The sequence below is a fragment of the Archangium minus genome (assembly GCF_044360475.1).
GTDB lineage: Bacteria > Myxococcota > Myxococcia > Myxococcales > Myxococcaceae > Archangium > Archangium minus.
Window position 1 is genome coordinate 9,118,431 of sequence record NZ_CP043494.1, and the last position, 22,372, is coordinate 9,140,802.

The 22,372-nt window shown below is 65.8% G+C and carries 22 protein-coding genes; 7 read left to right on the forward strand and 15 right to left on the reverse strand.

The annotated features are described in order from the left end of the window. Window positions 1-887: 887 nt before the first annotated feature. The 4 genes from F0U60_RS37015 to F0U60_RS37030 all read right to left on the reverse strand — a co-directional run bounded on the left by F0U60_RS37015 (window position 888) and on the right by F0U60_RS37030 (window position 4,554). Complete coding sequence (locus F0U60_RS37015) at window positions 888-1,463, reverse strand: hypothetical protein (protein ID WP_395806763.1); 576 nt, start codon at window positions 1,461-1,463, stop codon at window positions 888-890. 399 nt (window positions 1,464-1,862) lie between these two features. Then, on the reverse strand, window positions 1,863-2,519 hold the full coding sequence (locus tag F0U60_RS37020; RefSeq protein ID WP_395806764.1) for a DJ-1/PfpI family protein: 657 nt from the start codon (window positions 2,517-2,519) through the stop codon (window positions 1,863-1,865). Window positions 2,520-2,946: 427 nt separating this feature from the next. Beyond that, entirely contained in the window at window positions 2,947-3,297 is a 351-nt protein-coding gene (locus tag F0U60_RS37025; protein WP_395806765.1) for a Sir2 family NAD-dependent protein deacetylase, read from the reverse strand. Window positions 3,298-3,639: 342 nt separating this feature from the next. Further along, window positions 3,640-4,554 (reverse strand): Bd3614 family nucleic acid deaminase, encoded by a 915-nt coding sequence (locus F0U60_RS37030; protein WP_395806766.1) that lies wholly within the window; start codon window positions 4,552-4,554, stop codon window positions 3,640-3,642. Between the two features lie 722 nt (window positions 4,555-5,276). Between F0U60_RS37030 and thiE the strand changes: the two genes are divergently transcribed. Then, window positions 5,277-5,834 (forward strand): thiamine phosphate synthase, encoded by a 558-nt coding sequence (thiE, locus tag F0U60_RS37035; protein ID WP_395806767.1) that lies wholly within the window; start codon window positions 5,277-5,279, stop codon window positions 5,832-5,834. A 194-nt stretch (window positions 5,835-6,028) separates the two neighbouring features. Here the strand turns inward: thiE and F0U60_RS37040 are convergent, their stop codons facing one another. From F0U60_RS37040 to F0U60_RS37055, 4 genes are all read right to left on the reverse strand, one after another. Beyond that, window positions 6,029-7,501, reverse strand: coding sequence for a PQQ-dependent sugar dehydrogenase (locus F0U60_RS37040; RefSeq protein ID WP_395806768.1), 1,473 nt, complete (start codon window positions 7,499-7,501; stop codon window positions 6,029-6,031). Window positions 7,502-7,585: 84 nt separating this feature from the next. Beyond that, window positions 7,586-7,810, reverse strand: a complete 225-nt coding sequence (locus tag F0U60_RS37045) for a hypothetical protein (protein WP_395806769.1) — start codon at window positions 7,808-7,810, stop codon at window positions 7,586-7,588. A gap of 164 nt (window positions 7,811-7,974) precedes the next feature. Beyond that, window positions 7,975-9,531 (reverse strand): glycoside hydrolase family 88 protein, encoded by a 1,557-nt coding sequence (locus F0U60_RS37050; RefSeq protein ID WP_395806770.1) that lies wholly within the window; start codon window positions 9,529-9,531, stop codon window positions 7,975-7,977. 223 nt (window positions 9,532-9,754) lie between these two features. Continuing rightward, entirely contained in the window at window positions 9,755-10,375 is a 621-nt protein-coding gene (locus F0U60_RS37055) for a TetR/AcrR family transcriptional regulator (protein ID WP_395806771.1), read from the reverse strand. 119 nt (window positions 10,376-10,494) lie between these two features. On the opposite strand from F0U60_RS37055, the gene F0U60_RS37060 reads away from it, so the two are divergent. From F0U60_RS37060 to F0U60_RS37070, 3 genes are all read left to right on the forward strand, one after another. Further along, window positions 10,495-10,935 (forward strand): nuclear transport factor 2 family protein, encoded by a 441-nt coding sequence (locus tag F0U60_RS37060; protein WP_395806772.1) that lies wholly within the window; start codon window positions 10,495-10,497, stop codon window positions 10,933-10,935. 2 nt (window positions 10,936-10,937) lie between these two features. Further along, the gene (locus tag F0U60_RS37065; protein ID WP_395806773.1) at window positions 10,938-11,399 is read left to right on the forward strand and encodes a hypothetical protein; all 462 of its coding nucleotides are present in this window, start codon (window positions 10,938-10,940) and stop codon (window positions 11,397-11,399) included. 111 nt (window positions 11,400-11,510) lie between these two features. Then, window positions 11,511-12,395 carry a hypothetical protein gene (locus tag F0U60_RS37070; protein WP_395806774.1) on the forward strand — a complete coding sequence of 295 codons (885 nt, stop codon included), beginning with the start codon at window positions 11,511-11,513 and terminating at the stop codon, window positions 12,393-12,395. A 15-nt stretch (window positions 12,396-12,410) separates the two neighbouring features. Here F0U60_RS37070 and F0U60_RS37075 read toward each other — a convergent pair whose 3' ends face one another. Continuing rightward, window positions 12,411-12,761 carry a hypothetical protein gene (locus F0U60_RS37075; protein ID WP_395806775.1) on the reverse strand — a complete coding sequence of 117 codons (351 nt, stop codon included), beginning with the start codon at window positions 12,759-12,761 and terminating at the stop codon, window positions 12,411-12,413. A 486-nt stretch (window positions 12,762-13,247) separates the two neighbouring features. On the opposite strand from F0U60_RS37075, the gene F0U60_RS37080 reads away from it, so the two are divergent. Further along, window positions 13,248-13,739, forward strand: a complete 492-nt coding sequence (locus F0U60_RS37080) for a GDSL-type esterase/lipase family protein (RefSeq protein WP_395806776.1) — start codon at window positions 13,248-13,250, stop codon at window positions 13,737-13,739. A gap of 339 nt (window positions 13,740-14,078) precedes the next feature. Here the strand turns inward: F0U60_RS37080 and F0U60_RS37085 are convergent, their stop codons facing one another. From F0U60_RS37085 to F0U60_RS37100, 4 genes are all read right to left on the reverse strand, one after another. Further along, window positions 14,079-14,369: a transposase gene (locus F0U60_RS37085; RefSeq protein WP_395806777.1), complete on the reverse strand. Its 291-nt coding sequence runs from the start codon at window positions 14,367-14,369 to the stop codon at window positions 14,079-14,081. Then, complete coding sequence (locus F0U60_RS37090) at window positions 14,370-14,618, reverse strand: Imm26 family immunity protein (protein ID WP_395806778.1); 249 nt, start codon at window positions 14,616-14,618, stop codon at window positions 14,370-14,372. It abuts the gene before it with no gap. A gap of 218 nt (window positions 14,619-14,836) precedes the next feature. Beyond that, the gene (locus tag F0U60_RS37095) at window positions 14,837-17,293 is read right to left on the reverse strand and encodes a chitobiase/beta-hexosaminidase C-terminal domain-containing protein (protein ID WP_395806779.1); all 2,457 of its coding nucleotides are present in this window, start codon (window positions 17,291-17,293) and stop codon (window positions 14,837-14,839) included. Between the two features lie 115 nt (window positions 17,294-17,408). Beyond that, on the reverse strand, window positions 17,409-18,074 hold the full coding sequence (locus tag F0U60_RS37100; RefSeq protein WP_395806780.1) for a TetR/AcrR family transcriptional regulator: 666 nt from the start codon (window positions 18,072-18,074) through the stop codon (window positions 17,409-17,411). An 84-nt stretch (window positions 18,075-18,158) separates the two neighbouring features. Here F0U60_RS37100 and F0U60_RS37105 point away from each other — a divergent pair, with 84 nt between their 5' ends. Next, window positions 18,159-19,121: an oxygenase MpaB family protein gene (locus F0U60_RS37105; RefSeq protein WP_395806781.1), complete on the forward strand. Its 963-nt coding sequence runs from the start codon at window positions 18,159-18,161 to the stop codon at window positions 19,119-19,121. A gap of 32 nt (window positions 19,122-19,153) precedes the next feature. On the opposite strand, the gene F0U60_RS37110 is transcribed toward F0U60_RS37105, so the two are convergent. After that, window positions 19,154-19,471 carry a hypothetical protein gene (locus F0U60_RS37110; RefSeq protein ID WP_395806782.1) on the reverse strand — a complete coding sequence of 106 codons (318 nt, stop codon included), beginning with the start codon at window positions 19,469-19,471 and terminating at the stop codon, window positions 19,154-19,156. A gap of 260 nt (window positions 19,472-19,731) precedes the next feature. After that, a complete protein-coding gene (locus tag F0U60_RS37115; RefSeq protein WP_395806783.1) occupies window positions 19,732-21,624 on the reverse strand; it encodes a sigma 54-interacting transcriptional regulator in 1,893 nt (630 codons plus the stop codon). Between the two features lie 237 nt (window positions 21,625-21,861). Between F0U60_RS37115 and F0U60_RS37120 the strand changes: the two genes are divergently transcribed. Further along, window positions 21,862-22,344 (forward strand): MSMEG_0572/Sll0783 family nitrogen starvation response protein, encoded by a 483-nt coding sequence (locus F0U60_RS37120; protein WP_395806784.1) that lies wholly within the window; start codon window positions 21,862-21,864, stop codon window positions 22,342-22,344. Window positions 22,345-22,372 lie beyond the last annotated feature (28 nt).

Genomic DNA, 22,372 nt, shown 5'->3' on the forward strand with positions numbered 1-22,372 from the left:
CCCGGAAAATCGGCCTCGGAGCGCGAAAAGTGGCCAACTAATTTCCGGCAGGGCCCTTTAACGGGACACCGGCCGCCTTCGCGAAGAGAGGGACGAGGCACAAGCCAAAGCGTGCCAATGTTAGTAGGATAAGGCGCGGCTTCTGGCCGAGCGTGAGGGGCCAGGCGGGCTCATGGGGGCCGCATGGCTGGAAACGGCCGGGAGCATCGCGTTTAAGGACCTTGTAGGGTTGCTGAGGGAGCAGCCAGCAAACGCGCTGCGGTTCGTTCGAGGCGGGAGCTACAGCTACACCGGCACGAACGAGAGCCCGGCAAGCGTGCCTGTGAGGCTGCACCTGTTAAACCCCGGCGCTGAGCCCTGAACACTACTGGCGGGGGCGGCGCTGGTGGACTCGACGGGGAAGCAGGTGGAGGTTGCCGCGTGGCAACAGGCGCCCATCCCCGCGAATGGCGCCGGTGCCGTCGTGGTGGGCGCACAGGGGGAGTCTGCGCAGCTCCGCTGCCCCTTTACTCTCAAGCTGTGGGAGGCAGGAGGGTCGCGCACCGACACCCTCGGGAATCTGACCTTCCCGGAGGGCAAAGCCAGGGGACAGTGAGTGCGTCGGCAGCCCTCGCCATGTTGCACGTATGTCGCAGGAGCCTGCGGAATGGGCCGGAACGGGGCGGGACAGGAGGGGACGCGGCGGGATACCGACTCCCAAGCTCTCCGGGCGGTTGCGAGGTAAGGGCGCGATTCTGCTGGAAGTTTCGCACCGCCCGGCGCGGCTTCGATTCCCGCCGCCTCTACTAGAGGCCAGGGCTGTGCGCCGGGCCGGTGGAGAGGCGGTGCAGCCCTCTTCAGGCACACGCCGGAGCCCCATGAGTTCCACCGAAAGGTGGAGACCCAGGTCAGCGGGAGCTCAGTTCCTGAAGCTCCAGGAAGGGGAAGGAGGGGTTACGCGGATCGCGAAGCGAGTAGACCTTGCCCTCGATCACCCATCTGCCGGCGTCGCAGCGCCACTCCGCATCCACAGCAATGGACGCAACGGAGAGGATCTGCTCGCGCACTGGCTCAGGAATACCGGTCTCCCTCGAAGCGGCTTCGAGGAGCCTGCTCACCTGCTCACGGTCATCCGTGGGGGTGGTGGGCGTGAAAATGGTCAGGAGCAACAGGGCCTCGCTCCGTCCCTCGGTCAGACCTTCCGCCGCGCGAATCGTCTCCTCCCAGCGCAAGGCATGCGGATGCCAATGCGCATCGTCCACCCAGCCCAGCTGCGCCTGCGCGGGCAGTCTCGGGTGCGCGAGGTAGAGCGTGCGCTCATACTTGCTGACCTCGAGCACCAGCGCCGGGCCCGGGCCCGGTGGCCCAATGCGCAGAGCCTCTTGCGGCATGGCGCTCTCCTCGAGGCCTTCGCATCCCTCGACCATCCAGTACCAGCACCAGAAGTCCGGGCTCTTCAGCGCCTGCCGCCAGGTGACCGTCATCCTTCTGCTTCTCGCATATGTCGCTTCTGGCCGTCACTCCGTCCCCCTTCGCCAGCTCCCTCAAGCTGCCTCTCTCCTCAAGCGAGGGCGGCCAGGGCAGGGGTGTGCCCCAAAGGGGTTGCACCGTCCCGTGTACCGGCGCAGCGCGCGGCCTTGCTGGCCGCTGCCTCAAGCGCCACGCTCGCCTCCTCCGCTCCTGCTGCTTGGGGGAACGCCTTCATGGACATCTGGGACCGGGTAGAGCTCTGGGTCTCGCTCGACCGTGCCAACCTCAACCCCCCCCCCGAAGAAGGTGCACGGCAAGCGGCAAGCTCGTTGTCGTCGTCGACACGTGACGCGCTGGGCCACCTGGGGCAGGAGCGGGGGCGTGCTGCTCCCTGGTGGCAAACACCTGCCTCGTTACTTCGGCATCGCCTGGCTCACCTCTTGGACGAACTGGGCATGTTGGACACTCATCGCCCCCATCCACTCCTTGGCCCGCTTCACGATCTCCGGGTCCGCCGTCTTCGGCGACCCGGAGTTGAAGGGAGGCGCTGGATCGTACTCCATCGCGAGCTGGCTCAGCTTCGCGACATCCTCTCCGACAAGCTTCGCCAGGAGAGTCAGTCCGAAGTCGATACCCGCCGTCACGCCCCCCCCCGACATGCGGTTGCGGTCCACGACGACCCGTGCGTCAACAGGCTTGGCCCCGAACAGGGGCAGGAGGTCGCGTGATGCCCAGTGGCTCGTTGCTTCGTACCCCTTGAGGAGCCCCGCCGCCCCGAGCACAATCGAGCCCGAGCACACGGAGGTGACGTACTTCGCCCGCGCACCGCGGTCCGCGATGAAGCGGAGCATCGCTTTGTCCTTGAGGACCAGAAAGGAGCCCCCACCGACGAACAGCACGTCGAGATCCTTGGGACACTCGTCGAATGTCGTGGTCGGCAGGATGGCGTTGCCCGTGTCCGCGATGATCGGGTCCTTCGTTTCGGCCACGAGGTACACCTGCGTCGCCGCGTTGAGGGCCGTCATGGGGCCGATCGTGTCGAGCAGGGTCATTCCGTTGTAGAGGACCATCGCGATCTCTGGCCTCCTCCCGCTGTGCATGGGCGGGTGATCGCCTGGCGGACCGGAACCGACCTGCCCCGCCGGTATGGGCTGTCCGGTCCGCTGCCCCTGGGACGCGCAAGCCATGGAGGCCAAGGCTGGGAAGATCAAGGAGGTGGCGAGCAGGCCGCCGAACCGCCTCCGGTCCATTGCCTGCTCGGTCTTGGTGTCAAGCGAACCAACACAACCGTTGACTTCGTTCTCGTTCATGATGTCTTTCTTTTAGAAAGGAGAACACTTCACGCGAACATTCGCTTCCGTTGAGCGGCGATGGTGTCCGCTCCAGGTGTCTGCAATTACTCACGAAGGTTCCAAGGCCGCAAGCGGTCGAGCGGACAGTTTTCGACGGGTTCTGGCCACCCAGGACTCCCGGTGAGGACCTGAGCGCTCCTCTCATTTAACTACGAGGCTTCCACCGCTCCCGCACGGCCCACAACGCCTCGCACGCGGCCACCGCCCCCAACTGCAACTGGACGTCCACCACGTCCGAGAGCTGCGTGCGCCCCAGGTTGATCTCCACCGTGGGGCGCTGGCTCGCCGCGGCCTCCAGCACTGGCGCGGTGATGTACGGGAAGAGGCTCGAGGTCCCGATGGAGAACACCAGGTCGAAGCCCCGGGTGAACTCCCGCTCCATTACCGCCACCTTCCCCGGCGGCAGCAGCTCCTCGAAGAGCACCACCTCGGGCCGCACCACCGAGCCGCACTGGGGACAGGAGGGGCACGGCGCGAGGTGCGCATAGTCATTCACCCGCTCGGTGAACTCGCACCCCGGTCCGACACCTGCCGCGCGGACTCCGGGCGCCCTTGCCAGGCGTAGTAGGCCGAGCGCGACACGCCCAGCAGCGCGAGGGTCCCCCCAGGCCGCGTGGTGTTGAGGCTGACGCCTCCCCAGAGCCAAAAGGCCCAGTCACCTACCGCGCACCCCATGCAAGCGCGGCCTGGGCAGTCGTGTACCTCAAGGGGCTGCGCGGCCTGTCCACCTGCTTGGCTCACTGCTCGGGCGGCCCCTGTCAGCGGTCCTCCTCGGCACCTGCGCTCCAGCCCTCACCCTCAACATGGCCTCCATCCCGCCTATACACCGTTGTATGCGCTAGTCATCTTCGAAGACACGGCTGACCAGGGCAACCCCCTGAGCAAATGCTGCCTTGTCCCCGGGAGTCCAGATGTTTGGGGCGGAACCCCACAATGCTCTCAGGGCTTCCGTGATGAATTCCTCGCCTCTCCTGAGTATGGGCATGGCAAACGCCCTGAGCGCGGCAGGCTGCCCCAGGCTCTCCGTGACGCGCGTTGGCACGGCCTGTCTGTATGCCTCCGATGCGCTGGTGCGTATCTGCTCGATGGCACCGCCCCTCAACCTCCCCAGAAGTTGAGCGTATCTCGCTCCCCTCTGCTTGGACGTTCCTATTTCTCTTCTCTCGATGCGGCCAGCCTGAACAAGGCGATCCACCACCTGCTGATTTGCAGTTGTCTGCGCGCGCACGAACTGTTGAGTGGCTCTTTGGCGGTCGTCATTGGGCTGCAGCGCATCTCTTACCACCTGATGGCCAAAGGCCCCTGCGGCCGGGCGAATGGCGGCCGCAAGCCCAGCCCAGCGTACCGAAGCCTGGGCGCGAATGGGAGTGTTGCATCGCCTTTCCGTGCAGCCGTTCGCTCCGCGCATCAAAGTTGTCCTGCGCAGGGTGAAGTCTCTTTCGCCATAGATGACGGTGAGGTCGGTTTCGCAGGTCGTCGTCAGCATGGCCGAGCACATCTCGCAGCTCTGCAACGTCGTATAGAGCCTTGAGCCGCGCGGGATGGGTGCGCCATCCGTATTCTTTTGATACATCTGGACACAGTTGACCTCCGCGTGGAGCGTGCTGTTGTCGGAGTTTGTATTGACGCCCCATGCGATGATCTTTCCCTGGGCGTTGACGAGGACCGACCCGATGTTGGCCCCACGATACAATGGGTTTCCCTGGCTCTCCTGTGCGTGCCGGGCGATGATCAGCGCGGAGGCGATCGCCATGTAGATGGCATCTCTCAACGGGGAGAAAACTCGATCTGTGCCCACTGGCGCCTCGGGCACGTCTGGGAATGGGGGCATGAGGCGTGCGCTGTATTGTTGCAGTCCTCGGTATTGAACCCGAAACGCCCATGCTACGGCTTGTCGGGGAGCCCTGCTGACGGGATCGAGTTCCGCCAGAATGGCAACGTTCTGGCCCACCTCTTGTTTTTTGAGATACGCCGCGAATATGCGTATAGGCGGGATAGAGGCCATGTGGAGGGAGAGGGCTGGAGCGCAGGTGCCGAGGAGGACCGCTGACAGGGGCCGCCCGGGCAGTGAGCCAAGCGGGTGGACAGGCCGCGCAGCCCCTTGAGGTACACGACTGCCCAGGCCGCGCTTGCATGGGGTGCGCGGTAGCTGACTGGGCCTTTTGGCTCTGGGGAGGCGTCAGCCTCAACACCACGCGGCCTGGGGGGGCCCTCGCTCCGGGGCCAGCCTCGCACCTGCCCTGGGCAGGCCCAGGTGCTCCACAATCGCTCTCACCCTCCCGCTTCCTTCGCGTACGCCAGCACTCTCCGCCTGCCTCCACTCCTCACTCAGGCCAACACCTCCACCGCGAAGGTCCTTCGTCGTCGCCCTGCCCAGTCCACTCGCGCCCTCCCCTCCTTCCTCTTTTCCTGCCTCGCAGCTTCCTGGGGCTCCACGCTCGCCTCCTCCTCTCCTGCTTGGGGGAGCTCGCCGCGGTGCGCGGCGGGGCCACCGTGGTGCAGTTGCGCGAGAAGGAGGCCTCGGCGCGCGAGACACTGGAGCTGGGCCGGGCCCTGCTCGGACGGCTCCGGCCGCTCGGGGTGCCGCTCATCGTCAATGACAGGGTGGACCTGGCGATGGCGCTGGGGGCGGACGGAGTCCACGTGGGGCAGGGCGATCTGCCCCCCGAGGTGGCTCGGCGCCTGCTGGGGCCCGACGCGCTGGTGGGGTTGTCCATCACCGGGCCGGCGGACCTGAGCACGTTGGATCCGGCGGTGGTGGACTACGCCGGAGTGGGTCCCATCTTCCCCACCGGCTCCAAGGCGGACGCCACCCCGGCGCTCGGGTTGGAGGAGTTCGCCCGCATGCGGCCCCTCTTGCCCATCCCGGTCGTGGCCATTGGTGGCATCAACGCCGCCAACGCCGCGAGTGTCATCGCCGCGGGGGCGGACGGTGTCTCCGTGGTGTCCGCCATCTGCTCCGCGGATGACTGCGAGGTGGCCGCGAGCGCCCTCGTCCAGGCCGTCCGGCGGGGGCTCGCGAGCCGGAAGTAGGGCGTCTCATCTCCATCGACTCCTGGTGACAGGGAACCGTGCTGACGGTGTTCGAGTCGGCACACCTGTCATCGACCTGGAGACCATCCGTCCTCGGCGGGTGGCGCTGGGGCCCTGGTCTCGAACGCCGACGATCTGCCTCGCTTCTTCCAGGCCCTGGGACCGGCGACCGTGCACGCCTGGTCCCCTGGCGCTCACGGCTTCGTATCGCGGGTCTTGCCCGAGGCGGGCTCGACCGGGGAGGCCGGTACGAGCCGCGCGATGCGATCGGGCTCGTTGAAGGCGATGTAGATGGCGCCATCCGGGCCGCTCACGACGTCGCGCACCCGGCCGATGTCCTTGAACAGCACCTCCTGGTGCACGACCTTGCCGTCCTCTATCCTCAGGCGCCGCAGCTCCTGCTGCGCGAGCGCGCCCACGAGCAGGTCGTTCTTCCACTGGGGGAAGCGGCTGCCCGTATAGAAGTCGATCGCGCTCACGGCGATGGACGGTGTCCAGTGCAGCACGGGCTGCTCCATGCCCTCCTGCGCGGTGCGGTCGGTCATCGGCGTGCCGTCATAGTTCATGCCGTAGGTGATGACCGGCCAGCCGTAGTTGTGGCCCGGCTCGATGCGGTTCAGCTCGTCGCCACCCCGGGGGCCGTGCTCCGCCTCCCAGAGTTCCCCGGTCACCGGGTGCCGCGCCAGGCCCTGCGGGTTGCGGTTGCCATAGCTCCAGATGCTCGCGATGGCGCCCTCTCGGCCTGCGAACGGGTTGTCCTTCGGAATGCTCCCGTCCTCGTGGATGCGGTGCACCTTGCCATTGGGCCGCGACAGCTCCTGCGCATCCTCCTTGTGGCCCCGCTCCCCGATAGAGAAGAACACGTGGCCCTTGCCGTCGAAGACGATGCGGGAGCCGAAGTGCACGCCTCCGGTGCGGTAATGCTCGGGGCGCGCGCGGAAGAGCGTCTGCTGCTCCACGAACCGGCCCTCGCGCAGCTTGCCCCGGACGAGCACCGTCATGGCGGACCCATTCGCGCCAGGGGCGCTGTAGGAGAGGTAGATCCACCCGTTCCGGGCGTAGTCGGGATGCACGGCGACGTCGAGGAGGCCTCCCTGGTTCCGCGACCAGACCTCCGGCGTGCCTTCGATGGGCTTCGGCAGGAGGCGGCCCTTCTCCACCACGCGCAACCGTCCGGCCTTCTCGGTCACCAACATGCGCCCGTCCGGCAGGAACGCCACGGACCACGGCGTCTCGAGTCCCTCGGCGACCGTCTCCAGCTTGAACGCGTGCCGCTCGCTGTTCACGACCTTGTCCGCCACGGGCCTGGCGAACGCGGTGCCCTCGTTTCGCTTCTTCGCGCCCTGCTCGCGGATGTAGATGACGAGCGCGCGGATGTCCTGGGACGACAGCGCGCCCGAGAAAGCGGGCATGCCCGCTGTGAGCTGGCCTTCACGAATACTGCGCGCGATGCGCTCGTCGTCCGCGCCGGACTTCCAGGTGTCGTCGACCAGGCTCGGCCCCATCCCCCCCTCCAGCCTGGGGCCGTGGCAGTTCGCGCAGAGCGAGGCATAGACGTCGGCGACGTCGCGCCGGGATGAGCGGGGTTGCTGGGGCTGCTGGGCGCTCGCGAGCGTGGCGAACACGAGCAGTCCGTACATCAGGGGGGCTCGGAATGCGTTGGACATGACGCGCGTACTCTATAGGTCTCGCGCCGTCACGCACGCCGAACCAGGTCCGAGCACGAACCGCGCTCGGACCCTGTGCCGGAACTAGCAGGAGAAGCTGCAGTACCTGCTGCACTTGTAGTACGGGGCATCACACGCGTTCGCACACGTGGCGTCACCACCACACTCGTTGAGGCAGGACATGTAGTTCTCCTCGCAGGTCGAGCAGCACGGCATCGCGGTGGTCTCCTGCGCCCCCGTGGTCGCGCCCAGCACGCCACCCACCGCCACGGCCATACCAAACAGCGCGATCGTCAAGGCCTTCTTCATGTCGTTTCACCTTGTTGACATATGAAACGGCAGGATTGCCGTTCTGAATCATCGATCTAACAGAAAAGGAGAAAGCCCCAATACACCAAATCATGTATTGGGGCTTTTTCACATTTACGTATTGATTCAGTGACGGTGTGCGCCGGCTGGAGTCCGGGCGCCGGTCAAGGCCTCCGATCCGCTGCTGGCGATCTCGCCTGGGTGCTCGTGCTCGAAGCGGCGGTTGTCTCGGCCCGCACGGTGTGGTTGCGGACCCGGAACTCGTTGTCGAAGTGGCCGCTCTTGAGCGACACCTTTCCGAGGTCATCGGTGGCGGGCGCATCGGAGCGGAAGGCGAAGCGATCGGCCACGAGCACCTCGGTGCCTCCCGGGGGCCGTACCCAGACGCTGTATGTCTTGGCATTCAGGTCCGTGCGCATGCGCACGTGGTACGTGGCATTCGCCTGGTAGGGCACGTTCGCGAGCGCCGCGTACGCCGCGCCCCGGCGCACGTCGAAGGAGCCGCTCGGGTTCATGCGGATGGCCATGGCCAGGCTGGAGTAGGAGGTGACGTTGGTGGAGGTGTCCGCGTAGCCGATGACGCCGTCGATGGGCTGGCTGAGCGGCGTCACGTCGAACTCGACGATCCGTACGCCGGTGTTGCCGGTGCCCAGGCCGCGCACGCTCTCCGGGAAGCCGAGCGTCGAGAGCCACCCCTCCTGGTTCCACAGCTTGAAGCGGCTCACCGCCTCGACGAGGTAGTAGTCGCCATAGATGAGGCTCTTGTCGATGTCCGCACCTCGCGGCTTGATCGCATTCCTGTAGAACGCCACGCCGTGCAGGAGGATGCCGGGGCCCGTGGTGGCCGAGCCCAGGTAGGCCGGGGAGGCGAGGGTGTCGAGCGTCGACAGGGCCGCGTTCCGGTACCGCTGGGCCACGGCCGCGTCGGTGACGTACCTGCTCAACTCCTGGAGCGCCGAGGCGACGATGGCGGCGGCCGACGAGTCCTTCTGCTGCTGATCCGCGGGGGCGTTGAAGTCCCAGTTGGGGATGAAGTCGGCGGGTAGCCGGGCCAGGTAGTAGTCGGTGACCTTCTGCGCGGCCTGCAGCATGCGCGGATCACGCGTGTACCGGTAGGCCATGGTGAAGCCGTAGATGGCCCAGGCCTGTCCCCGGGCCCAGGTGGAGCTGTTGGAGTACCCCTGGTAGGTCTCACGGGAGAGGATGGCGCCCGAGGTGCTGTAATCCACCACGTGGAAGGTTCCGCCGTCCGCGCGGACCATGTCCGAAGCGGTCTTCAGGGCATGGCGCAGCGCCATGTCGTTCCAGGCGGCATTTCCTCCGTTCCGGGCGCCCCAGAAGAGCAGCTCCAGGTTCATCATCGTGTCCACGACCATGGGCACCTGCCAGTTCGCGTCATTCCAATCGCAGCAATCAATGACGCCCACGGTGGGGTTGAAACGTCTGGCCAGCGAGGTGGCGGCCGTCAACATCACCTGGCGGTAGTAGTCATCCCCCGTCAGCCGGTACGCCTGGCCGAAGCTGTTCATGAACTTGAAACCCAAATCATGGGTGATCTGGCGGATGTCGGTATTGCTCTTCTGGATTTCCAGGTTGCGCGTCCAGGCTTCCGCCTTGGTGCGCCAGTAGGGCTCCCGTCCCTGCTCGTACATGAGCCAGAGCTGACCCGGGAAGAAGCCCTGGACCCAGTCGAAGTTGCGTATAGGCGGGATAGAGGCCATCTCCGCACCCTGTACGAGGGGCCCGTTTGTGAGCGCCTCCGGGTCCACATCCGCGCAGTCGAAGAAGGCGCACTCGCCCTCGTCGCAGGCGAGAACGACGCACTGGTCGGCATCCGCGTCGTCGCAGGAAGGGTGTCAGACGATTTGTAGGAAACGAAGTGTCGGAACGAGTCCTTTGACACCTTTCCCGAGCCACGGAGAAGGCGCTCGGGGCGGTGAGCCGCTAGCGTTTCGCGGCGGCCTGCTTGGAGAGCGCGTGCAGGCCGCCGAGGGTCATGACGGTGAGCCGCTCAAGGTAGTCCGGCGGCGTGGCTTGCCCCGTCACGATCACCCGCCAATAGAGCGGGGCGCCGAGCAGATCCAGGGCGAGGTCGACATCGAGGTCGGGTGACAGCTCGCCCCGGTCCATGGCCCGGCGCAACAGTTCCTGGGCCCGGGCGCGCCGTCCCTGTTGGATTCCCGAGCGCACTGCCGAGGAGAGCGCCGGTGTGCGTCGCATCTCCGCGTGCATGTCCGGCAGGATGCGCGTGATCAAGGGTCGGCGCAGCAGGGCCCGGGTCTGCTCGAGGAAGGCCGCGACGTCGCCACGCAGCGACCCCGTGTCCGGTATGTCGGTCAGCTCGATGCCCACCTCGGCGAGCAGCTCCGACACCATCTCCAGCTTCGAGGGCCAGCGCCGGTAGATGGCCGCCTTGCCCACCCCGGCGCGTTTCGCCACCGCCTCGATGCTCAGCGCGGCATACCCCGTCTTCGCCAGCTCGCGGAACAGGGCGCGGGTGATGGCGGTGGTGACGTTGGTCTGGAGCACCGCCGCTCCGGCCACCTTCCTCTCCGTTCTTCGCATGGGCTTCTCCTTCATGAGCTTCACATTACGACGATACGCTTGCGTTCCATCGTTCATCGCCCTATTTGTACGTCGGAACGCAACCGTTCCAACGTGAAGTCGCGAAGGAGGGAAACATCATGTGGATGGGTCACCAGGAAGACGCGCACCAGAACCCCAACATCCGGCTGTTCGTGTCGGGATACCGGGCCCTGCTCAACGGGGACGCCGAGGGCTTCGTGGACATGTGGGCCGAGGACGGCTCGATAGAGTTCCCCTATTCCCCCCAGGGATTCCCCCAGCGGCTCGACAGCAAGGCGGCCATCCGCGAGTACATGCGGCGCTTCCCCGAGATGCTGCGCATCGACCGCCTCAGCGAGCCGGTCTTCCATCAGTCGCAGGATGCGCGGGTGCTCGTCGCGGAGTTCTCCTGCGAGGGGCAGGCCGTGGCCACCGGCAAGCCGTACAACCAGAAGTACATCTCGGTGGTCGAGTTCCGGGATGGGCGGATCGTGAAGTACCGCGACTACTGGAATCCGCTGATCATGCTGCGGGCCATGGACATCCTCAAGGAGGGTTGACCATGAGCAAGCCTGGGATGCTCGTGACGGGTGGTACGGGCAAGACGAGTGGCCGCGTGGTGCGGCGGCTGAAGGAGCTGGGTTGGCCGGTGCGGCTGGCCAGCCCTCGGGGAGCGCCCCCAAGGGAGTCGAGGGCGTGCGCTTCGACTGGAACCAACCGGAGGGTCACGCGCGCGCGCTGGACGGCGTGGAGCGCGTCGAGCTACGGGGAAGCGGCGGCCATCATTGGTGACGCGCTGGGGCGGCCCGTGCGCCACGTCAACCTGTCGGAGGAGGCGCTCGCCGAGCGCTGGAGCCGCCTGGGGCTGAGGCAGGACTACGCCGCGCTGCTGGCGTCCATGGATGGCGCCATCGCCCGCGGGGCGGAGGATCGGACGACCGCCACCGTCGAGCAGGTGACGGGGCAGCCTCCGAGGGATCTCGCCGACTTCGCCCGGGCCTCGGTGTCGGCCTGGCGGAAGTAGGGCCGAGCCGTGCGGAGGTCAGGTCGCCAGGTGTAAGGATGGCGACCTCTGCCTCACCCTCCAAGGCCCCCTCCCTCCTATACGCCTCGCGGCTGAGATAGGACGACCGCCATGGAGACTCCGTCGCTCCCGTGCGCGAATCACCCCGCCCCCGCCACCTTCACCTGTGCCCGCTGTGGCTCGTTCGCGTGTGAAGCCTGCCGGAGCCCCCAGGCGGCGGGCACGTGGTGCGTCTCCTGCGGGGCGCGCTACGCCACGCCGGGCCAGCCCGTGGGCGAGGTGTTGAGCGATACCTTCGGGTTCCTCGTGCGCTACCCGGCGCCCATCGCGGTGTTCGCCGGCTTCCACGTGCTCTTCGGCCTGGCCGAGTTGCCCTTCAACATGGACATGCAGGAGGCCCTCGAGGCCGGGCAGATCGTGCCATTCATGTCCGAGCGGCTATCCTCATGGCTGGCCGTCATGCTGGGCGGAAGCATCTTCTCGGCCCTGGCATCTGCGCTCTTCATCCGCTTCACCGGAGATGCGCTGGAGGGCCCGCGCCGCCCATTCGGCGACCTGGTGAGCGCGGCGCTCCGCCGGGCCCTGCCTGTCTTCGGCACGAGCCTGTTACTCAGCATCGTCCTGGGCGTGGGCTTCTTGCTCTGCCTGGCGCCAGGCATCTTCCTCGCCGTGGCCCTGGCCCTGACACTCCCCGCCACGGTGCTCCAGCCCGTCAGCCCCCTCGAGTCCGTGTCCTTCTCGTGGACTCATACACAGGGCCACCGCGGCAACTTGTTCCTCCTGCTGCTCATCCTCACCCTCATCCTCGTGAGCATGGGCATGGTGGGGGCGCTGGTGACCTTCTTGATGAAGCCCCTGGGACTCGGCGGCATGGTGGTGGGCACCGCGGTGTCCCAGGGCCTCAACGGCACGGGCATCGCCCTGCTGCTGGTGCTGCTCGTCTGCTGCTACCTGCGGTTGACCGGCCGCTGGTTGCCGCCATCCGTGGCCCGGTAGGCCGCCACGAGCCCTTCACGGGCGGATGTCGGCGAGAACGATCTCCACGTAGCGCTGCGCGGCCGCTCTTGGCTGCGGACCCACCCGCGCCGCGAGTTCGATGCCGCAGACCAGCCGCCTGAAATCACTCACTCCCGCATCAGGTCTGATCACCTTCGCCTTCTTCGCGCGTGCGACGACGGTTTCGACCTTCGCTTCCATCGCGCGGAATTCGTCCTCCGATCCGGCGAGCACCTTCGCCACCAGCGGCCGGTGAACGACGAGTTCGACGACTCCGCGAAAGAGCGCCTCGAGGGCAGCGGTGACGTCTTCATTCTCGGCCGCGTGCTCGATGAGCGCTCGAAAGGCCTCGAGCTGCTCTTCCACCAACCTGGTCCCATGGACACGAGGTGCGCCGCCGGGAGACGAATGTCCAAGAGATGAGGGGGCGGCCGGCAGGGGGGCACGCGCCGCCGTGCAGGGAACTCGCCCCCTGCCGCATGTGCGCAGCGCGCCATCGCCTGCACACGCACGGCTACACTCGATGCAACTCATCAGCGCCGCTCCCTGTGCTTGCACCGCGTCATCGCTCTCACTTTCTTCGTACCAAGAGCAAGCAGAGATGCTGTTAATTCAAGATTGATCTTGGAAGGTAATTTATGCTGATAATTCTGATTTGGCTGACAGCTATTCGAAGAACATGGTATGGATTCAAAGAGTTGTTCGAAGAGGTGCACCGCAGGAGCGGAGCGCTCGGGGTTTGCCTCGCGACTCTTGTAGCCCCTAGGCATCCAGAGATTCTGCACATCCACCCCTGTGAGCAGGTGCACTCCGCCAGCCACTACATACGCAGATGTACACGAGGAGGTTCCAATGTTTCGCAAATCGACGCTATACAGTCCGCTGACCTTGTTACTTGCGGTACTCGCCTTCGGGATGACGTCACCTGCGGCGGCGGCACCCGTGCGAATCATGCCGCTCGGTGACTCCATTACCGCCGGGCCCGGATGCTGGCGCGCCTTCCTCTGGAATCAGTTACAAACGGCCGGATACACGAACATCGATTTTGTCGGCACCGTGTCCGACGGCGGCGGTTGTAACGCGGGGTTCTCGTACGACTTTGACCACGAAGGGCACGGCGGTTTCTCCGCGACGGGTATTGCCGATAACAATCAATTGCCGCCCTGGCTGAGCGCGGCCCGTCCGGACATCGTCCTCATGCATTTGGGGACGAACGACATGTGGGGCGGCTACATCCCGCTGCAGGCCAAGCTCGATGCGATCACGAAACTCGTCGGCCAAATGCGGGCCAACAATCCCAACATGAAGATCATCGTGGCGCAGATCATCCCGATGAGCGTATAGGCGGGATAGAGGCCATGTGGAGGGAGAGGGCTGGAGCGCAGGTGCCGAGGAGGACCGCTGACAGGGGCCGCCCGGGCAGTGAGCCAAGCGGGTGGACAGGCCGCGCAGCCCCTTGAGGTACACGACTGCCCAGGCCGCGCTTGCATGGGGTGCGCGGTAGGTGACTGGGCCTTTTGCCTCTGGGGAGGCGTCAGCCTCAACACCACGCGGCCTGGGGGGACCCTCGCGCCGGGGCCAGCCTCGCACCTGCCCTGGGCAGGCCCAGGTGCTCCACAATCGCTCTCACCCTCCCGCTTCCTTCACGTACGCCAGCACTCTCCGCCTGCCTCCACTCCTCACTCAGGCCAACACCTCCACCGCGAAGGTCCTTCGTCGTCGCCCTGCCCAGTCCACTCGCGCCCTCCCCTCCTTCCTCTTTTCCTGCCTCGCAGCTGCCTGGGGCTCCACGCTCGCCTCCTCCTCTCCTGCTTGGGGGTCCAGAAATGGCCGCAGTCGCGCGCCTGGAGCGAAGACGCCGTGGAACCTTGTGAGGTTTGCCCGAGGCGGAGGCACCAGGGACGCCACACGCCGTAAAAGTTCCAGCCCGGTGAAGAGCAGGTGCGTCGTACCGTCCGGCAGCGGGCGCTTCATTTAGCGCAAGGAGGAGTCTTCCGAAGCTTTCATCCACCTGGGCATGATAAAGCTCATGCTACGCCGGCTTGCCTGACCGCCTCTGTTCAACACCCTCTTAGAGGCAATCCGATCCAGATCTGAATCTGGAGTATCGGTCCTGTAATCGTAATAGGCATCATGCGGCAGTTTGAGCACTCTGCCGTAACCGAAAGAACCATCGGTAAGGGGGATTCTCAAGAACGAGCCCGGTTTGTAGATTCGCGGCATCCCTAGTATCCCGTGTAAGGGTGAAGTTGGCCCCACAATGCCGAGGCTGTCTCCGGGCAGATGTCAGACGATTTGTTGAAGGCCCTCAGAACGAATCCTTTGACACCTTCCCCGCGGACACCATCCCTCCCTTCCCTGCAGCAGGGTGTGCGCCATCCTGAACCCCAGGAACGGGGGAGGAGCCGGAGTGTCCGGCCCCGCCCCGTGGTTACCGCGGATTACGGGTTGGGCAACCTGAACGAGGAAGCCCCCACGGCCCAGTCAGTGGCCGTGTTGTTGTCCATCGCGAACACGCGGCGGACCGTGATGTTCTTGGTGGTCGGGAGGTTGGCCCAGTCGACGGATACCTCCGCTCCCGTGGGGGTGGATGTGCCGGAGCAGGGGACTCCACCGCAGTTGACCGGCAGCCAGTGCCCCTCGTCCTGGAGTGACTGGAGCTGTGCGTAGAAGTCACTGGTGACACCACCACCACCGCCGCCCGGTGGCCGGTAGAAGGACGCGCCATCCTGAGTGACACCCGTGGCGTCGCGCACGCGCAGCACGCGCTGGGAGTAGCCAATCTCGTTGATGGGGCCCCCGAGGAAGTCCCAGGCGCTGTCGTAGTTGGCGCCGTAGACGCTTTGAGCGAACTCGCTCTTGCTGCTGGTTTCGGAGGCGGGCGCGTCAACGGGAGCCGTAGTGGGCTTGAGGTGGACGACGATGATGTCACCCGTGGACACCAACACATTCGGGAAGGTGGCCAGGATGGTGCTCGCGCCCTGCATCAGGGTGAACTTGTCCACGGTGCCTCCCTGCACCACGAGCAACTCCACCAGATCCTTTCCAAGGTTGATACCAGGGGCGACCTCGGTGAGCCTCAGCACGGCGGGCGTGATGCCCGCCCCGGTGGTGAAGGTGGCGCGATGGGCCGCCGTCTGGAGGTCACTGCCCCGGGTGTCCTTCACGCCGGAGGCCACCGTCACCGTATAGACCGTGTTTGGCGCCTGCGTGGAGGTGGTGAGCTGGACCAGGCGGCCCGAGACGATGGCGGCCGAAGCCACCAGGCCGTTGTCGAAGGTGAACTGGCTGCCGTCGGCGAGCACGCTGTCAGGGTCGAGCTTCCGGTCGAAGCTCACCGTCACGCTCGTGCTGCCACCCGCCACGGCACCCATCACCTTGGGACCGGGGCACGACAGGATGGTGAGATCGCTGTCCACCCAGGCGGATGGCTGGGCCTGCGTGTTGAACCGCCACAGGGGCGCCTTCGTGGTGACGGAGCAGTCTTGCGTCACGTCGAGCGCGTCCGCCACCCGGGTGGGCAGGCGCAGCTTGAGGTTGGGATCGCTGGCGGGGTTGCCCAGGGTCACGAAGTTCGCCGCGACGTTGCCGCTTCCGGCCGAGGCGAGAGGGCTGGTCACGGTGCCGGTGATGGAGATGAGCTCGCTCTCGTAGTCGTTCAGCTTCGTCACGAGGTCGATGCCGCTCACGTCGTTGAGGAGGAACTCCACCGGCGTCCTTGTCTTGTAGAAGATCCAGTTGTCGAACTTGGAGATCTGAACCATCCCGTTGAACATCGTCTTCTCGATGGCGCGGAGTGTCATGCGGTCGCCCGCCTCGACGCCCAGGCGGGCGAAGTCGGCCGCGACGAAGATCGCAGGACCGTTCTTCTCCGACTGGAGGAAGAAGCCCGCCGGATCGGCCCCCGTGACTGGCTTCGTGTAGGTGACGAGCGCCCCTTCGATGGGGTCGCTGATGGCCCCGTCCGGCCTGGAGCGGATGGTGGCGATCTGCGCCGAGGTGTTGGCCGGAGTGGAGATGACGTAGGGCTCGCTCTTCGGGCTCTCCGCATTGTTGGCGTTGTCCACGGAGAAGAATCGCAGCGTGACGTAGCCGGTGAAGGAGATGGGGGCTCCGGTGTAGCGCGTCGAGCTCGTGGTGGGCGTGCTGCCGTCGAGTGTGTAGTACGTGGCCGCGCACTCACTGCCGCCGGAGTCGGCACAGGTCAAGGTGATGCTTTGCTGGGAGTGATACGTGCCGCCCGCCGGGGTGGCCGTGGTGGTGGGCGCGCTCGTGTCGAAGAGGTACACCTCCGTCTGCACTGCGCTCTTGTTGCCAAACGGGCCCACCCCCACGAATTTGAGGGTGGTGTTGGAGGAGAAGGTGAGCGGCGCGGTGTACGTGGCCGAGCCCGTGTCCGGCACACTGCCATCGGTGGTGTAGAGGATGGAGGCGCACCCGCTGCCCGAGGCAGTGTCGGTACAGGTGAGGGTGACCTCCCGCGCGGTGCGGTAGATGCCGCCCGCGGGCGAGGCGGACACCGATGGAATCGACGTCGGGAAGATGTAGGCCGCCGTCTGCGCGGGCTCGGTGTTGCCGGCCTTGTCCACGGAGAAGAACTTCAGCGTGGTGTGGGTAGTGAGGGTGAGGGGCTCGCTGTAGCGCGGCGAGCTCGCGGAGGGCGTGGAGCCATCGGTGGTGTAGTACGTGGCGTCGCAGCCGCTGCCCGCGCCGTCATCGCAGAGCAGCGTCACGGAGATGTTCTCCTTGAAGGTTCCTCCATTCGGAGTAGCCCGGCTCGACGGAGGCGTCGTATCCGAGGCGGGCGGCGGTGGAGGATTCGGTTTACACGCGCTCGAGAGATGGAGCGTGAGCAGAGCCAGGACGAGCCGGCTCGACCAGGAAGCGGTGGGGAGCATCAATACGCCGGTGGCGGATGAAGGAAGCGGACAAAGCCTTTCACTGACTGATTCCGCGTTGCAAGTCCTCGCCCTGTGAGGTGCACCCCCGTGGCCAGCGACTTGACTCGTGGCGTCAGCGCCCGACGAGACCGTCCAGCAGGCGCTTCGCGAGGGCCGTCACGGTCTCGCGGCGGGTCCCGTCAAGCCGCTCCCACCCGAGGACAGCGAGCGCCACGGGCTCTATCGTCGTGAAGGCGGAGAGTGAGGCAAGCAGCATCACCGCGCCCGCGCGCTCCTCCTCCCTCCCGGGGCGGAGCTTGCGCGCGATGGCCAGCAGGTCGGCGACCAGACCGATGCCGGGGCTCCACAGCCCCTCGAACAGCAACGCATAGCCCGGGCCCTGCTCGCTCATCTCGCGCAGCACGAAATCGGTGGTGAGCCGTTGCTCGGCATCGGCGGTGATCGCCTCGACGAGCGCGTCGAGGATACGGTCCAGCCAGTCCCGCGCTTCCGTGGCCGAGAGTGACCCCTTGTTCGCGGCCTCGCGAGCGGCGCTCACCAGCGGCAACAGCCGGCGGCTGTACTGCTCGATGATCTCCTGCGCGCAAGCGCGGTGCAGCCCCTCCTTGTTGCCGAAGTGGTAGGCGATCACCGGGAGCGTGACCCCCGCCTCGGCGGCAATCATCCGGGTGGTGGCGCCCGCGAAGCCCTCACGCGCAAAACAGCGCATGCCCGCCTCAAGGATCCGGGCCCGGGTCATCTCCGTCGGCGTCAGGCGGCTTTTGGTCTCGAGGCTCATGGTCCGTCATATAGGCAGGGAGGGCTGTTGCAGCGGAGCCTATCACCTGATATACGAAATATATCAACTGATAGGGGTGACGATATGGCTTTACCCGAGTCGGTACCGGCTGAGCGCGAAGCAGCGACTACGCAAGCAGCGAAGCGGGCGGCCGCACGCGAGTGGAAGATCGACTATCTCTCCCCCGCCGGAGAGCCGTCGTTGGTCCCGCCGGACTCAGTGCAGTGGCGGGTCTACCGCAACCCAATCGCCATGAGCATCGGCGGGGTGGCAGCCGTGCTGCTCGAGTTCGCCGACCCGCGGATCCGCAGCGGAGTCTGGGACCACTCGGTCTACAAGGTGGATCCGATCGGACGCTCGCGACGGACCGGGGTCGCGGCGATGGTGGGGGTGTATGGTCCCGCCTCGGTGGCGCGCAAGGTGATCGCCGGCGTCACGAAGATGCACGCGCGCGTGTCGGGTGAGACCCCCAATGGCCAGTCGTACCGTGCACTCGACCCAGTGCTGCTCAATTGGGTCTTCGCGACCGCGGCCTATGGCTTCTTCAAGGCCTACCACACCTTCGTTCGTCCGCTCTCGCCGGAGGAGCAGGTGCGCTTCTTCGCGGACGGCAAGCCGATCGCCGAGCTCTACGGCGTCACGCAGAGCGTTGGGTCGGAAGCCGAGTTCGTCGCGATGATGGAAGGGCTGCTGCCAGGTTTCGAGCCGCACCCGATCAACCTTGAGTTCCTGAACATCATCGAATCGGGCCGTGCGGCGCCGTCCATGCCGCGCTTCCTGCACCGCGCGATGGCTCGCGGCGCGGTCGCGCTCCTCCCGCCGGTGGTCCGGAAGAGACTGGAGCTCGGGAAGGAATGGGACCTGACCGCGATCGACCGTCTGGCGCTGACCTCCGCCGGCCGGCTCGCTGACCACTGGCGCGACCGCAACGCTCCCGCCTGGCTGGCGGCGCTGCGTCTCGGCCTGCCAGGCGACTTTGCCTGGCGGTCGCCGTCGACGCAGAGAAGCCTGCTCAAAAAGCTGGCGCTCACACCTCGAGCAGCATGAAGGTCCGAGCAGGCCTCGTGTGAGGCGTGGACTCAGCTCTTCATGGAAGTAGAGTGCTGAGCCTGCTCGCTGCAGACGTCCTCGGAGGCGTCCTGCTGCTCCTGGGCGTCCTGCTGCTCCTGGGTGGAGGAGACAGAGGCCTGGGGAGAGGTGGCCCGACAGTAATCCACGCAGAGCCACTCCCCACAGGTGGTCCGGTAGGAGGTGCCCTCGTAGCAAGGCGCGGCACAGCTGCTGATGCACGAGCAGACATCGATGCACTGCGGAGGGTAGGCGAGGGCCGTCGACGCGGTACCCACGGTGAAGAAGAGGCCGAGACCTGTACCGAGCTGCTTCATCCAGTTGCGCATACAGACTCCAGGTGAATGGGGCTTCACAAGCTATCCCAGGTCCGAGCCCCCGTGCAGCAACGTCGGAGGCGACGACGAGAAAAAGGGACGGCCCGTCCGTAGGCCGCCCCTCGTCCGGCGATCCTTCCAGGAGGTGAGGTGACAGGTTGAGATTGACGTGTCACGCGCCGGAGTTGACGCGTCAGCGAGCCGGAGCGGACGCGTCAACTCCAACCATCATAAGGAGCCACCACGCCTGGGCAGGCTCACGAATCCAGCGTTCAGCTGACCACGCTCAGCTTTTTCAATCGTGACGCCAGGGTGGTGGGCTTGATACCCAGCAGCTCGGCGGCGCCCCCCTTCCCAAACTGCTTGCCACCACAGGCTTCCAGCGCCGCACGCAGGTTGTCGCGTTCGAGTTCGCGGAGCTGAGCCTCGGTGAGGATCCGCCGGGGCTCCGCCGGTTCCTGGTGGACCTGGGCACCAATCACGGGCAGGTCGATGTTCAGCTCCTTGCCCCGCGAGGTGATCAACGCCCGCTCGATGACGTTCTGCAACTCTCGAATGTTGCCTGGCCAGTCGTAACCTTGCAGCCTCGCCATGTCGCCCTTGCTCAGCCGCCGCCCCGGCAGTTTCAGCCGCGCACCGATCTGCTCGATGAAATGCACCGCCAGCAAGGGAATGTCCGAGCGACGCTCGCGCAGACTCGGTGAATGGATGGGGAAGACGTTGAGGCGGAAGAACAGATCCTCGCGGAATCGCCTGGCCGCCACTTCGGCGCGCAGGTCACGATTGGTCGCGGCGATGATGCGCACGTTCACGCTCCGGGTACGCTCCTCGCCGACCCGCTCGAACTGGCCTTCCTGGAGCACCCGCAGCAGCTTGCTCTGCAACTCCAGGGGGATTTCGCCGATCTCATCGAGAAACAGGGTGCCACCGTCGGCCAGCTCGAAGCGGCCGATGCGGTCGCGTACCGCCCCGGTGAAGGCGCCGCGCAGATGGCCGAAGAACTCGCTCTCGAACAGCTCGGCGGGGACCGCCGCGCAGTTCACCCGGATCAGCGGATGGTCGCGGCGCTGGCTGGCCTGATGGATGGCCCGGGCGATCAGCTCCTTGCCCGTGCCGGACTCGCCATGAATCAGCACGTTGGCATCGGTGGGACCCACCACGTCTATCTGATGGATGATCTTCATGATCGGTGCACTGCGGCCGACGATGTCGCGGTACTGGTGCTCGGTACTGATCTCCTCCTGCAGATAGGCGTTCTGCTCTTCCAATCGCTCCTTGAGCGCCCGCAGCTCGGCCAGGGCCTTTTGGAGCTGCAGTTCGGTGTTACGCCGCTCGGTGATGTCGCGGAACACCACCACCGCGCCGATGATCCCGTCGTCCACGATCACCGGGGTACTGGTGAACTCCACCGGAAAGGCACTGCCGTCGCGGCGCCAGAACACCTCCTGGCGGCCCTCGTGGACCCGTCCATCGCGGACCGCCTGGTAGATGGGGCAATCCTCCACGGAATAGGGGCGGCCATCGGTGTGGCTGTGGTGATGCATGAGGTGGACGTTCTTGCCGAGCATCTCCTCCACACTCCAGCCGAACATGCGCGCCGCAGCCGGGTTGACGAACGTGGCCAGACCCTGGCTGTCGATGCTGTAGATTCCGTCGCCCACCGCGCTGAGCAACAGCTGATTGCCACGCTCGTTCTCCTGGAACAGCTTGAAGACATCGCGCCACTCGATGAGCCCGCCGCGCATGGCCTGTTCGGTCTGTGCATTGTCCTGATGGAAGCGTTCGCGGCGATGGCCACGCAGAGTCAGCACCAGGAGTGGCCGGCCCTTGAAAGCAATAGGGATCGCGGAGACCTCCACCTGCAGGTACTCACCATCCCCCCGCCGGCAGGTGAAGCGGTCGCTCCAGGCACTGCCGTGCTCCATGGCTGACTGGGTGAAGGCCACCAGGTCCGGCAATGGGTGACCAAGGATTTCCGTTGCCGGCAGGGTCAGCAACTCCAGGCGCGTATAGCCGAGCAGGTGGCTGGCGGCAACGTTGAGATCCTCGAAGCGGTCTGCCTGGGGATTGAGCACCACAATGGCCTCGCTGCAATGTTCGAAGGCCATGTGCCGAGCGGAATACACGAGCTGGGTACCGCCAGAGATGTAGTCGAGCTCATCCATTCGTACACACCTACGGGAGTTCGTATAAAACACTACGAAATCTCGTAAATATACGGCTTTTCGTAGTGCCGGGGCGGGACGTGAACCTCCGCCCGGACGGTCCAACGCATTGATTCCAGGAGGATACTCCCCGGAAAGAGGGCAGCCGGCCGTCCTGGCACGTCCCTCGCAATCACCTCCACCGAACCCCTGGAGCCGCCGGATCCGGCGCGCGCCACAACCGCTGGAGACATTGCAATGCCAAGCGTTGATATTCCCGCCTATAAGGATGGCGATTTCCTCGTCAACTACGAGGAGAAGGTCTTCGAGGACGTCAAGGCCAAGGCCGGCGAAAAAGCCTTGATCACCTTCCACACCATCGCCTTTGAAGGCTCCATTGCCCTGGTCAACGTGCTCCAGGCCAAGCGCCTGTTGCGCAAGGGCTTCGACACCAAGGTGCTGCTGTACGGCCCCGGCGTGCAGCTGGGCGTACAGCGGGGCTTTCCGACACTGGGCGCGGAGGCCTTCCCGGGGCACATGGCGGTGAACAACCAGCTCAAGGCCTTCATGAAGGAAGGCGGCGAGGTGTATGCGTGCCGCTTCGCCCTGCAGGCGCTCTACGGACAGACCGAGAAGGCGTTGATCGAGGGCATTCGCCCGATCAATCCGCTGGACGTGATGGACCTGCGCCTGCTGATGCGCCGCGAAGGCGCGCTGATCATCGACACCTGGACGACCTGAGCTTCCTTCCACCCCCCTCCCGCGACGC